Raw genomic sequence first — 12,637 nt, forward strand, 5'->3', positions numbered from 1 at the left:
ACGGTGGTGACATAAAAAAGGCGCGACAGCGGTCGCGCCCGTAATCGATCTTATTTCACGAACTGAGACAGATTTTCTTTATCAACCGGCACGTAAGGAACGCGGACGATTTTATCAACCATCTTGAAGTTAGTGCCGTCGGTTGCCGCTTTGCCGTTTGCCAGGTTGTTGGCAATATCCAGCGTCGCTTTCGCCTGGTTTTCCGCATCGTTCAGCACGGTACCGGCCAGTGCACCCGATTTAACCAGCGCCAGCGCTTCTGGCAGGGCATCGACACCGAAGACCGGGATTGAGGTCATGTTGTGCGCTTTCAGCGCTTCAACTGCACCCATCGCCATCGCATCGTTATTGGCAATCACGACTTCGATTTTCTTAGAGTTAGGACCTGACAGCCACGCATCCACTTTATCTTTGGCCTGAGCGGTATCCCACATTGCAGTATCCATCGCTAACTGCTGGGTTTTCAGACCATCTTTGTTCAGGGTGTCGATCACATATTTGGTACGGGCTTCTGCATCAGGATGGCCCGGCTCGCCTTTCAGCAGCACGAACTGAATCACGCCATCTTTGTTCAGATCCCAGGCTGGGGTCGCTTTCCAGTGTTTCTCGATCAGCTGACCCTGAATGATGCCAGACTCTTTAGAGTCGGTACCCACATAGTAAGCTTTGTCATAACCGGCCAGCACTTTGGCATTCGGTTCTTTGTTGAAGAACACAACCGGCACGTCGTTGGCACGCGCTTTGTCTACGATGACGGCAGCGGCAGCCGGGTCAACCAGGTTAATCGCCAGCGCTTTCACGCCTTTTGCCATCAGCACGTCAACCTGATCGTTCTGTTTGGACTGGTCGTTCTGCGAGTCATTCATCAGCAGCTGTACGCCACCGATCGCTTTCGCTTCTTTCTCGATGTCTTTGCGCACCATTGACATGAAGTTGTCATCATATTTGTAAATGGTCACGCCGATACGGGTGTCAGCTGCGTGAGCGGTTGCACCAAACATCATGCTGGCAACCAGTGCTGTAAGCGTGAAAACCTTCTTATTCATGGTATCTCCGGTTTTATTATGCAGGGTCTTTATAGCGCTACCGCGTAACATGCGGGAGAGCAATCGGTAAAACAGATCGGCGCGCTGGCTAACGTAATGAAGAGGTTGAGCCACTGAACGCCGTCTAAAACCTGACTTCCCTGTACCAAAATGCTTCCATGAAGAGGGGTTGAACCCTTTAACCGGCTACTGAGACCACAACTGATGCCGTTACACTGGCGTTACATAATGTTTCAGTCCGGTAAGACGCTGCCATCATAGTGAGAGCAATGTTAATTAACTGTGAATGTAATCACAGATTGAAAACGGTTACATGCCTGAATCACCTGAATTAGTGACGGACTCCACATTTTGCCGCTGCGCCACCGAATGACGCCGCACCAGGGTTGGCATAAAGATGTGTGTTGCGGTGTCATCCAGCAGTCCGGCGGCGCCCTGCAGCGCCAGTTCAGTGGCAATTTTTGCCATAGATACAATGGGATACCGAACGGTGGTTAACTGCGGGTCGGTATAACGTGAAATCGGGATGTCATCAAAGCCAATGACAGAAAAATGCTGTGGCACCTGGATGCCGTTGTCTTTCAGCGCAGTGAGTGCGCCCGCCGCCATGCCATCGTTATAGGCAAACACCGCAGTGAGGTTGAGATTGCGCCCCAGCAGCTCCACCATCGCCGCTTCGCCGCCCTGCATGTCAGGCTCTGCGCTGGCGATCCAGCTCTCCTGCGGCCGAATGCCCTGCTCTGCCATCGCCTGCATCCACCCTTCACGGCGCTGCGCCACATCCTCGATGGGATGACTGGAGCAGAGGTAGCCAATGCGGCTATGCCCTTGTTGTAACAAGGTTCTTGAGGCCATCAGCGCGCCAGTGACGTTATCCAGGCTGACGCTGCGGTGTTCGAATCCGGGGACGATGCGGTTGATGACCACCATCCCTGGAACGTGCTGCATAAAGTCCGCCAGCTCCGCGTCGGGCAGCGTTTTCGCGTGCACCACCAGAGCGCTGCAGCGCTGACGGATCAGTACTTCAATGGCATGACGCTCTTTCTCTTCCTGATGCCAGGAGTTGCTGATTAACACATGTTTGTGCACGCGCTGCGCCACGGTATCCACTGCTTTAACCAGCGCCCCGAAGAAGGGATCGGAGACATCCATCACCACCACCCCAATCGTATCGCTGACCTGCGTTGCCAGCGCCTGGGCGTTGGCGTTAGGGCGATACCCCAGCGCTTCAACCGCCTGTAACACGGCGTCGCGGGTGTCAGAGGTCACGGCGTTGCTCTGATTGAGGACGCGCGACACGGTCGCCACTGACACGCCAGCCTGACGGGCAACATCACGAATAGTTATCATGCAGCAGTTCCAGAAAGGAAAAATAGGGCATCACGCCGGGTTGTACACCGGCGCTATTCTGTCAGGGGCAGGAGGCGTACAGCGTGAATTGCGTCACATCAATGAAAACGGTTACATACAATTCTGTAACCTTTGTGATGGCGGTCATTATCTGGCGTTATCGGTAATGCGTGATTTACCGGCTGAGAGCAGCGTAAACCGCCGCCACAGCCATTCCAGTGGACCCTGTGCGAAGAAATGTAACCAGATGAGTGAAAACAGGATATTGATGAGCCACACCGCAGGCACCATCAGCACCAGTTCCAGCCGGGTGAAGTGCATATAGAAGCCAAAGCGATAGAACAGCGTGGTACAGATTAGTGACTGCAGCAGGTAGTTGGTCAGCGCCATGCGGCCCACGCACTGGATGGCGTAGCTGATGCGCCAGCGCGCGATCTGCGGCCAGTAGGCCAGACAAAGCGCAGCATAGCCCAGGCTAATCAGCGGGCTGGCGAGATCACGCGGGGCCTGCAGGTAAAACGCGGTCCAGCGGAATTCCCAATGTAACAACCATTGCGCTGCCACACCGGCCACCGCAATAGAGAATCCCATCGTCAGCAACAGCGCCGCCGCCTGACGGTAATGCTGTGCAGCAAATTCGCCCGTCAGCCAGCCGCTGCGCAGCAGTGCGCCACCAATCATCATCAGGCCTGCCAGCTGCCAGCCATACTGCGCTGCCAGCGCCATCAGCCCTGACGAGAGATGATCCAGCCGGTTCTGTATCGCTTCCCAGCCGCCGGTAAGTTTCCAGTACTGCTCATATTGCAGATCGGCTGCGCCCGGCAGCCAGGAATTAGTCGGTTCAGGCGCGGAGATCGACCCAAATACCAGCAGCACGCCGCAGCCCACCAGGTAGAGCAGAATGCCGGTATTCATCAGGCTACGGGTGGAAGGGACATCGCGCAGTACCCGCCACACCACCAGTCCGATGATGCCGTAATCCAGCAGGATGTCGCCTTCCCAGAGAAAAATTCCATGCACAAAACCGATCAAAACCAGAATGGAAAGACGTGCGGTGAGCCAGCGACTGCCGCGCGGCAACTGCATTTGCAGACCCGCACCAAACAACAGCGCAAACAGGGTGAGAAATTTGAGCTGAGCAAAAGCGTCAGAGAGCGCCCAGGTCCAGGCATCGGAGAGGCTGACGCTGCCCTGCCAGGCGGGATTCAGATAAGCGGCAGAAGGCAGGCCAAAGCCGACAATATTGAGCAGGAGAATGCCGAGAATGGCACATCCACGAATGAAATCCAGCGCGTGATAGCGTTGCATGCGGCACCCTGCATTGATGAGGCGGGCAACATTATGCGCCCGCCGTTGACTCAACTATGGCGCACCGCGCGCAAAAATTCCTGACGGGTATTCTGACTGGACTTAAACAGGCCGCCCAGCGACGTCGTGGTGGTGGCGCTGGTGGCATCTTTAACGCCACGGGCTTTGACACAGTAGTGCACCGCATCAATCGAGACAGCCACATTATTGGTGCCCAGCAGCGTTTGCAGAGCGACCAGAACCTGCTGCGTCAGACGCTCCTGCACCTGCGGACGCTGGGCGAAGAACTGCACGATGCGGTTGATTTTCGACAGACCAATCACCTTTTCTTTGGGAATATAGGCGACGGTGGCTTTGCCATCGATAATCACAAAGTGGTGTTCACAGGTGCTGGTCAGGGTGATATCACGCACGGTCACCATCTCATCAACCTTCATCTTGTTCTCAATGACGGTGATTTTCGGGAAGTTGGCATAGTCGAGACCGGAAAAAACTTCATCCACATACATTTTGGCGATGCGATGCGGCGTTTCCATCAGGCTGTCATCTTCAAGATCCAGATTCAGCAGCTGCATAATCTCGGTCATGTGCCCGGCAATCAGGCTCTTACGCGTTTCGTCATCTATGTCGCGCGTCGGTGCACGTAACGGCGTTTCCAGTCCACGTGCAAGCAGCGCTTCGTGAACCAGGGCAGCTTCCTGACTTAGGGTGCTCATCTACTCTTCTCCGGCTGGTGTTGCGCCCGCATGCTTTTGCCCGCGGGCCCTGTAATCAGGCGCGTATTGTGAAACTTTCTTTGCAGGGAATCCAGCAATCAATCAGATTGGTGATGAAAGCTTTTCACTCAATTCTTCGCCAGACCAGCAGGCCTGCCCAGACCAGGCTGACCCCGGCCACCCACAGGGCTGGCTCCAGCCGATGTAACAGGGCCGTGGAGAGAAAAGAGAGCAGCGGGCCGACCAGCTGTCCGACCGCGTAGCCGGTAGTCAGCAGGCCAGCCATGTAACGCAGATGATTGGGCGCCAGTTCACGGGCGCAGAGCAGCGACAGCTGAACCACGCTCAGGAAACCGCCTCCCACCAGCAGCGCACCGGCCAGCAGGCCACTGAAACCTGGCAGCAGTGCCGCAGCAAATACGCCCAGTGCCTGTGCCCAGAGCACTACTGCCAGGCGGACGTGGCTGCGTCCCCAGCGCCGCGTCAGGATACCCAGCACGATGCCGATCATCGCCGCGCCGCCAAATATCGGCCAGACAAACTGCGCGAAGATGCCATCAGGGAAACGCGTCGCGGCCATCTGCGACAAAAAGGTGGCAGGCAGAATGTAGCCAAAGCCCGCCAGACTGTAACTCAGCACCAGACGTTTAAGGTTGCGATTCAGCACCAGCGGTTCTGGGGCCTGCTCCGGGCGATGCAGTTCGCCTCGTCGCGGCAGGTTACGGGTAATGAGCGCAATCAGCAGCAGCGCCAGCGCACCGTAGGCCGCCCAGGCCAGACCGGCAGAGACCTGAAATGTGTGCAGCGCTACCCCCAGCAGACCGCTGACAAAAATGCCGCAGCCCGGCCCGGCAAACACGGCTGCCGACAGCCCTGCCCGGCCATGGCGATGCAACTGTTCATTACTCCAGGCCGCCACCAGCACCATCGCCCAGCCGCTGGCCCAGCCAATCAGAAAGCGGATGGCGCCATGCAGCCAGGGGCCGGTTGCCAGTGCCGAGAGCAGCGTCAGGATTACTGCGCCCCATACGCCCGCCTGCAGCCGTAGCTCGACCCGCCGGTGCGCACGCATCGCATCAAACGATCCACACAGGTAGCCAAGATAGTTGAGCGCAGCCACCAGGCTGGCACTGGTGAGTGTCAGCTGGTGTGCCTGAATCATCAGCGGCACCTGCGGCGTAAAGGCAAAACGCCCAATGCCCATCGCCACGAATAAAGTTAAAAACGCGCTGAGCGCGACACGTAACGCCATTGCTGAACTCCTGTTGTTCTGCCCTGAGATCTCTTCTGACTTGCTAACAGCATGCAGGATGACTAAACTCACGGAAAGTGAATAATATTAACCAACTTGCTTACGGGAAGAGAAGATATGGATTTAGTTCAGCTGCGTATGTTCTGTTCCGTCGCCGAAACAGGGTCTCTGGCGCGCGCAGCAGAACAGCTGCATCGCGTCCCCTCTAATCTCACCACGCGGCTGCGCCAGCTGGAAGAAGAATTGGGTGTGGATCTCTTTATTCGTGAGAAGCAGCGCATTCGCCTGTCGCCGATGGGCCATAATTTCCTGAATTATGCGCAGCGTATTCTGGCCTTAAGCGAAGAAGCGATGAGCATGACCCGCACAGGCGAACCGGCGGGCAACTTTGCGCTCGGCTCCATGGAGAGCACCGCTGCGACCCGCCTGCCTGGTCTGCTCGCCGCCTATCACCAGCGCTTTCCTAAAGTCGCACTGTCGCTGATCACCGGCACCTCGGGCGAAATCATCGATCGGGTCCGCGAAGGCACCCTGGCCGCCGCGCTGGTGGATGGCCCGGTGTCCCATGACGATCTCAATGGCTGCATCGCCTTTCGCGAAGAGATGATACTGATCACCGGCCTCGATCATGCGCCAATCGCCACCGCGCGCGACGTGCAGGACGATACCCTGTTTGCCTTTCGCAACAGCTGCTCTTACCGGGTGAAGCTGGAGAGCTGGTATCGGGACAGCCAGACCGCACCCGATAATGTGATGGAGATTCAGTCCTATCACGCCATGCTGGCCTGCGTGGCAGGCGGTGCGGGCGTAGCGATGATCCCGGCCTCGGTGCTGAAGCAGATGGCGGATCGGTCACGGGTGCAGGCGCATACGTTACCTCCCGCTTATCGCGACACCGCCACCTGGCTGATGTGGCGACGCGACGCCTTTACGCCGAATGTTGAAGCACTGAAATACCTGATTATTGAACAATTTGACGATCGTCCGCTCAACGATGAGCTGATTTACCCATTACAGGCGGCGGAATAAGCGTTCCACGCTATGTTTAAGAGCCTGACCCACCAGGCTTTGAATCATCACGACCACCCGGCGCCACCGCGCGTCACAATCTGACTGGAAGAGGGATTGCATGAATATGATCAAAACCCGTGCCGCTGTTGCCTGGGCTGCTGGCGAACCGCTGAAAATCGAAGAAGTTGATTTAATGCCACCGCAGAAAGGTGAAGTGCTGGTGCGTATCGTCGCGACCGGCGTCTGTCATACCGACGCCTACACCCTGTCCGGCACCGACCCGGAAGGCGTTTTCCCGGCGATTCTTGGCCATGAAGGCGGCGGCATCGTCGAAGCCGTGGGCGAAGGCGTGACCAGCGTTGAAGTGGGTGACCACGTCATTCCGCTCTACACGCCGGAGTGTGGCAAATGTAAGTACTGTCTGTCAGGCAAAACGAACCTCTGCCAGGCCATCCGTGCCACCCAGGGTAAAGGCCTGATGCCGGACGGCACCACCCGCTTCTTCAAAGATGGCAAGCCGATTTTCCACTATATGGGTACGTCGACCTTCTCTGAGTACACCGTCATCCCGGAGATCTCACTGGCGAAAATCAGTAAAGAAGCCCCGCTGGAAGAAGTTTGTCTGCTGGGCTGTGGCGTCACTACCGGCATGGGCGCGGTCATGAACACCGCCAAAGTGAAAGAAGGCGATACCGTTGCGATCTTCGGTCTTGGCGGAATCGGTCTTTCTGCGGTCATCGGCGCGAAAATGGCGAAAGCCGGCCGCATCATCGCGATCGACCTCAACACCAGCAAATTCGATCTGGCTCGCAAGCTGGGTGCCACCGATCTGATTAACCCGAAAGATTACGATAAGCCGATTCAGGATGTGATTGTCGAGCTGACCGACGGTGGCGTGGACTTCTCGTTTGAGTGTATCGGTAACGTTAACGTGATGCGTTCCGCGCTGGAGTGCTGCCACAAAGGCTGGGGCGAGTCTGTGATTATCGGCGTCGCGGGTGCCGGTGAAGAGATCTCCACCCGTCCATTCCAGCTGGTAACCGGTCGCGTCTGGCGCGGTTCCGCCTTTGGCGGCGTGAAAGGCCGTTCACAGCTGCCTGGCATCGTGCAGGATTACCTCGACGGTAAATTTGCCCTGAACGACTTCATCACCCACACCATGCCACTGGAAGAGATCAACGACGCCTTTGATTTGATGCACGAAGGAAAATCGATTCGCTCGGTCGTGCACTTTAACAAGTAATCAGGAGGCGTTATGGCATCCACTCTGGAGCTACTGGAAGAACACCGTATTTTTGGCGGCTGGCAGCAGCGCTGGCGTCATCAGTCAGCCGTACTGAACTGCCCGATGACCTTCAGCATCTATCTGCCGACCCCGCACGGTGATGCACCGCCGCCGGTGGTCTGGTTTCTGGCCGGGCTGACCTGCAACGATGAGAACTTCACCAGCAAAGCGGGCGCGCAGCGTGTTGCGGCGGAACTGGGTCTGGTGCTGATTATGCCGGACACCAGCCCGCGCGGTGACGGCGTGGCGAACGATGAGGGATACGATCTGGGCCAGGGCGCGGGATTTTATCTCAATGCCACCCAGCAGCCCTGGGCCAGCCATTTCCGCATGTTCGACTATCTGAGCAGCGAGTTGCCCGCCCTGATTGCGGATAACTTCAAGGTCAGTGAACGTCAGTCGATTATGGGTCACTCCATGGGCGGGCACGGCGCGCTGATGCTGGCGCTGCGTCTGAGTAATCGCTTTGCCTCGGCGTCTGCCTTTGCGCCAATTGTGAACCCGATGCAGGTGCCGTGGGGCCAGAAAGCGTTTCAGGCCTATCTGGGCGACGATCGTGCGGCGTGGCGGGAATATGACAGCTGCCATCTGATGACGCAGGTGTCGCATCGGCTGCCGATGCTGATCGATCAGGGTGACAACGATCAGTTCCTGGCCGATCAGCTGCAACCGGAGCGGTTAGACGAGATCGCTAAAGAGGTGGGCTTCCCGCTGACGCTGCGTATTCAGCCGGGTTATGACCATAGCTACTTCTTTATTGCCAGTTTTGTGGAAGATCATCTGCGCTTCCATGCACAGCATCTGCTGGCGTAGCAAATAATCAGGGCCGCGATTGCGGCCCTGAACTTTTCTGCATGCTGTACTACCGCAAATGCTGGCTTAACGCCTGGTCCTGCCCGATTCTCAGACCAGTGCCGGACCGGTCAGCCCGTCGATCATCACCTGCGGAATGCCGCGCGAGCAGTGTTCGATACGTCCATTCACGCCATACACTTTTGCCAGCGTAGCCGGGGTAATCACTTTATCCGGCTGCCCTTCTGCCACCAGTGCGCCCTGCTTTAGCATCAGCGCATGTTGCGCATGACGCAGCGCGATGTTGATGTCATGCACCACCACCACCGTCACGATGTTGCGCTGGGCAGTTTCGCGGCGAACCAGATCCATGACGTGGAACTGGTAGTTAAGATCCAGCGCGCTCAGCGGTTCATCCAGCAGCAGCAGCTTAGGGCGACGGATCAGTGACTGCGCCAGCCCAACCAGCTGTTTCTGTCCACCAGAGAGTTGATCAAGGTAACGCATCGCCAGATGGGCAATGCCAAGCTGCTCCAGCAGATGCATGATTTCCGCTTCGCTGCTGGCGCTGTGCAGGCCACCGGAGGCACGCTGCGCCACGATGATCGATTCCAGCACATGCAAATGCACGCCCGCAGGCAGTGACTGCGGCAGATAAACCACGTTCTTCGCACGACGGGCAAACGGCTGGGTCATGAGATCTTCACCGTTGAGCCACATCTCACCCTGGCCTTTATTCAGACCGGCCAGCGCGCGCAGCAGCGTCGATTTACCACAACCATTCGGCCCCAGCAGCACGGTGATCTCGCCGCGCGGCAGCGGCGAGATATTGAGATTATCAATGACTTTATTTTTGGGATAACCGGCACTGAAGCCGCGTAACGTCAGACCCTGTTCCATCATACCGTCCCCCGATGACGCAGAATAATACTCAGGAAGAACGGCACGCCAATCAGTGAGGTGACGATGCCGACCGGGATGATCACGCCGGGGAGCAGGTTTTTCGAGGCGACCGACGCCAGCGACAGCACCAGCGCACCGACCAGCGCACTGGCGGGCAGATAGAAGCGGTGATCTTCACCAAACATCATGCGGGCAATGTGGGGGGCGACCAGGCCGATGAAGCCGATCGGTCCGACAAATGCCACGGCCAGTGCCGAGAGAATACTGATGCGCAGCAGCGTGGTCAGGCGCAGACGACGCACATCAATGCCAAAGCTCACCGCACGGTCTTCGCCCAGACGCAGCGCCGTCAGCTTCCAGCTGCTCATCATTGAAAACGGCACCAGGATGACCAGCGCCACGGTCAGCACGCCCAGTTTCTCCCAGGAGGCACGCGCCAGGCTGCCCATCGTCCAGAACACCAGGCCCTGTAACGTGTCTTCGCTAGCGATGAACTGCATCATCGAGACCAGCGCGTTAAAGGTGAAGACCAGCGCAATACCGAACAGCACCACGCCCGCCGAGGAGACCTGCGTCCAGCGGGTCACAGCATCCAGCATCAGCGCGGCAAACAGCGCAAAGACAAAGGCGTTGGCAGAGATTAACCACTGATCCGGAATGCCGGGAATACCCACGCCAAGGATGATCGCCAGCGCGGCACCAAATGCCGCCGCCGATGAAACACCGAGCGTAAACGGACTGGCCAGCGGGTTATTCAGGATGGTCTGCATCTCTGCACCGGCGAGGCCCAGCGACAGACCCACCACCAGTGCCATCAGCGCATAGGGCAGACGAATGTCCCAGACAATAACGCGAGTGCCGGCATCGACGCTGTCGGGGCTGAGTAGCGTATTCCACAGCGTTTCAAGTGAGAGTCCGGCCGGACCGAGCGTGAAGTCGAGGATCAGCGAGGCAACAATTGCCACCAGTAATACGCCAATCCAGATCAGGCGGCGGCGTAGCACCTGATGGTAATTTTGCATGGTGTGGTGAAGCGTCTCTTCCCCCGCCAGCAGCGAAGTTTCGGTAGTCATGTTTGAACCCTGTGTGGCTATCACGTCAGAAAACGCAGCCACAATAGTGCAGGTGATAATAATTATCAATTCGTGAACATAAGCGAGACGTGAAAAAACAGTAAAAAATGGTGTTGTTATAGGCAGGATACCGGCAGACACGGCGCTTTGAGGCTGCTCCAGTACTTAAAGCGATGGGAGCATATGTCTGGAGCAAAGCATCGCGGGCCAGGGATGGCCCGCGCTGAGCATGCCAGGGATGGCGTTTTTTGCGTCTTTGCGAAAGACGTATGCTCCCTGAGCATGTGGCTCATCTGCAACCTCAAAGCGCTGTGGCAGGCAGCTGCCTCAACAGCGCCAGCGCAAAGATCTAATCTTTGTGAACCGGGAACTCCATCTCGCTGTACTTCACGAAACGGCTTCCGCGCGTCAGCCTGTAACCTAACCAGATAATCAGGAACAGCGGAAGACCGATATAGGTTGCCGCTACGCCGTACCAGTCGATGCTGTCGTTGAGAAATGCCTGATAGTTCTGACCCAGCGTGATGATCAGGCAGAGCACGAAGGCAAAGATCGGTCCCAGCGGGAAGAAGCCGGAACGGTAAGGCAGATCGTTCAGATCTCGTCCCTGGGCGACATAGCCACGACGGAAGCGATAGTGGCTGATAGCAATACCCAGCCAGGCGATAAAACCGGTCATGCCTGATGTATTCAGCAGCCACAGATAGACTTCCTGATTGCCAAACTTAGAGGTCAGGAAACACAGCCCGGCCACGACGGTCGTCGCCCATAACGCATTGCGCGGCACGCCGCCCTTTGAGAGCTTCGCGAAAATGCGCGGCGCTTTGCCTTCGGAGGCCAGGTTGTACAACATGCGTGTTGAAGCGTACATACCGGAGTTACCCGCTGACAGCACCGCCGTCAGGATCACCGCATTCATCACGGCTGCCGCAGAGAGCAGACCGGCGTTCCGGAACACCAGAGTGAACGGGCTGACACTGATATCATCAACGTTGTTATGCAGTAACTGCGGATCGGTGTACGGCAGGATCAGACTGATAATCAGGATGGCGAACACATAGAACAGCAGGATACGCCAGAAAATCTGCCGCACCGCGCGCGGGATATTTTTCGCCGGGTCTTCAGATTCGCCCGCCGCGATACCGATCAGCTCGGTGCCCTGGAAGGAGAATCCCACAATCATTGCCACGCCAATCATCGCCGCAAAGCCACCCGCAAATGGCGCATCGCCCACCTGCCAGTTCTGCCAGCCTGCATGCTCCGCACCGCGCATAATGCCGGTGATCATCAGCACGCCCACGATGATAAAGATAATCACGGTGGCGACTTTAATCAGCGAGAACCAGTATTCCGCCTCCCCAAAGCCTTTCACCGAGATGTAATTGAGCAGGAATATCAGCGCCAGGAACAGCGCGCTCCAGATCCAGCCAGGCGTGCCGGGGAACCAGTAGGTCATCACCAGCTGGGACGCCACCAGATCAACCGCGATGGTCACCGCCCAGTTGTACCAGTAGTTCCAGCCGAGCGCGAAACCAAAGCCCTCTTCGACATATTTCGCGCCGTAGGTGGCGAAAGAACCGGATACGGGCATGAAGGCGGCGAGTTCACCGAGACTGGTCATCAGGAAGTAGACCATCAGGCCGATCAGCATGTAGGAGAGAAGTGCCCCGCCGGGACCAGCCTGAGCGATGGTTGCGCCAGAGGCGACAAACAGGCCGGTACCGATGGAACCGCCGATGGCGATCATCGTCAGATGACGGGCTTTTAACGCACGTCGTAATGCAGGTTGTTGTGTTGTTTTTGAGTCATTATGCATGTGTTAACGCTACGCTGGGTAAAAATGAGGCGAGATTGTAGCAGCCAGACCGCCTCTGTATAGCGATGCCATGCTGTTATAAGTT

The 12,637-nt window shown here is 57.1% G+C and carries 11 protein-coding genes; 3 read left to right on the top strand and 8 right to left on the bottom strand.

The annotated features are described in order from the left end of the window. Positions 1 to 50: 50 nt before the first annotated feature. The 5 genes from mglB to ACN1CO_RS08900 all read right to left on the bottom strand — a co-directional run bounded on the left by mglB (position 51) and on the right by ACN1CO_RS08900 (position 5,672). Complete coding sequence (mglB, locus tag ACN1CO_RS08880) at positions 51 to 1,046, bottom strand: galactose/glucose ABC transporter substrate-binding protein MglB (protein ID WP_419138657.1); 996 nt, start codon at positions 1,044 to 1,046, stop codon at positions 51 to 53. 309 nt (positions 1,047 to 1,355) lie between these two features. Continuing rightward, positions 1,356 to 2,396 carry an HTH-type transcriptional regulator GalS gene (gene galS, locus ACN1CO_RS08885; RefSeq protein ID WP_013358509.1) on the bottom strand — a complete coding sequence of 347 codons (1,041 nt, stop codon included), beginning with the start codon at positions 2,394 to 2,396 and terminating at the stop codon, positions 1,356 to 1,358. 147 nt (positions 2,397 to 2,543) lie between these two features. Continuing rightward, positions 2,544 to 3,704: a DUF418 domain-containing protein YeiB gene (gene yeiB, locus ACN1CO_RS08890; RefSeq protein WP_419138658.1), complete on the bottom strand. Its 1,161-nt coding sequence runs from the start codon at positions 3,702 to 3,704 to the stop codon at positions 2,544 to 2,546. A 50-nt stretch (positions 3,705 to 3,754) separates the two neighbouring features. Next, positions 3,755 to 4,420: a GTP cyclohydrolase I FolE gene (gene folE, locus ACN1CO_RS08895; protein WP_061062924.1), complete on the bottom strand. Its 666-nt coding sequence runs from the start codon at positions 4,418 to 4,420 to the stop codon at positions 3,755 to 3,757. A gap of 124 nt (positions 4,421 to 4,544) precedes the next feature. Beyond that, a complete protein-coding gene (locus tag ACN1CO_RS08900) occupies positions 4,545 to 5,672 on the bottom strand; it encodes a YbfB/YjiJ family MFS transporter (protein ID WP_419138659.1) in 1,128 nt (375 codons plus the stop codon). A 117-nt stretch (positions 5,673 to 5,789) separates the two neighbouring features. Here ACN1CO_RS08900 and ptrR point away from each other — a divergent pair, with 117 nt between their 5' ends. From ptrR to fghA, 3 genes are all read left to right on the top strand, one after another. Beyond that, positions 5,790 to 6,701 (top strand): putrescine utilization regulator PtrR, encoded by a 912-nt coding sequence (gene ptrR, locus ACN1CO_RS08905; RefSeq protein ID WP_419138660.1) that lies wholly within the window; start codon positions 5,790 to 5,792, stop codon positions 6,699 to 6,701. A gap of 100 nt (positions 6,702 to 6,801) precedes the next feature. After that, on the top strand, positions 6,802 to 7,926 hold the full coding sequence (locus ACN1CO_RS08910; RefSeq protein WP_003854127.1) for an S-(hydroxymethyl)glutathione dehydrogenase/class III alcohol dehydrogenase: 1,125 nt from the start codon (positions 6,802 to 6,804) through the stop codon (positions 7,924 to 7,926). Between the two features lie 12 nt (positions 7,927 to 7,938). Continuing rightward, positions 7,939 to 8,781, top strand: a complete 843-nt coding sequence (gene fghA, locus ACN1CO_RS08915; RefSeq protein WP_419138661.1) for an S-formylglutathione hydrolase — start codon at positions 7,939 to 7,941, stop codon at positions 8,779 to 8,781. Between the two features lie 90 nt (positions 8,782 to 8,871). On the opposite strand, the gene ACN1CO_RS08920 is transcribed toward fghA, so the two are convergent. From ACN1CO_RS08920 to ACN1CO_RS08930, 3 genes are all read right to left on the bottom strand, one after another. Then, positions 8,872 to 9,660: an ABC transporter ATP-binding protein gene (locus ACN1CO_RS08920; RefSeq protein ID WP_419139005.1), complete on the bottom strand. Its 789-nt coding sequence runs from the start codon at positions 9,658 to 9,660 to the stop codon at positions 8,872 to 8,874. Then, positions 9,660 to 10,736 carry a FecCD family ABC transporter permease gene (locus ACN1CO_RS08925; protein WP_179895265.1) on the bottom strand — a complete coding sequence of 359 codons (1,077 nt, stop codon included), beginning with the start codon at positions 10,734 to 10,736 and terminating at the stop codon, positions 9,660 to 9,662. Before ACN1CO_RS08925 ends, ACN1CO_RS08920 begins: the two co-directional genes overlap by 1 nt. A gap of 349 nt (positions 10,737 to 11,085) precedes the next feature. Beyond that, positions 11,086 to 12,552 (bottom strand): amino acid permease, encoded by a 1,467-nt coding sequence (locus tag ACN1CO_RS08930; RefSeq protein WP_419138662.1) that lies wholly within the window; start codon positions 12,550 to 12,552, stop codon positions 11,086 to 11,088. Between the last annotated feature and the right edge of the window lie 85 nt (positions 12,553 to 12,637).

Source organism: Pantoea sp. R13S299 (genome assembly GCF_048515925.1).
GTDB lineage: Bacteria > Pseudomonadota > Gammaproteobacteria > Enterobacterales > Enterobacteriaceae > Pantoea.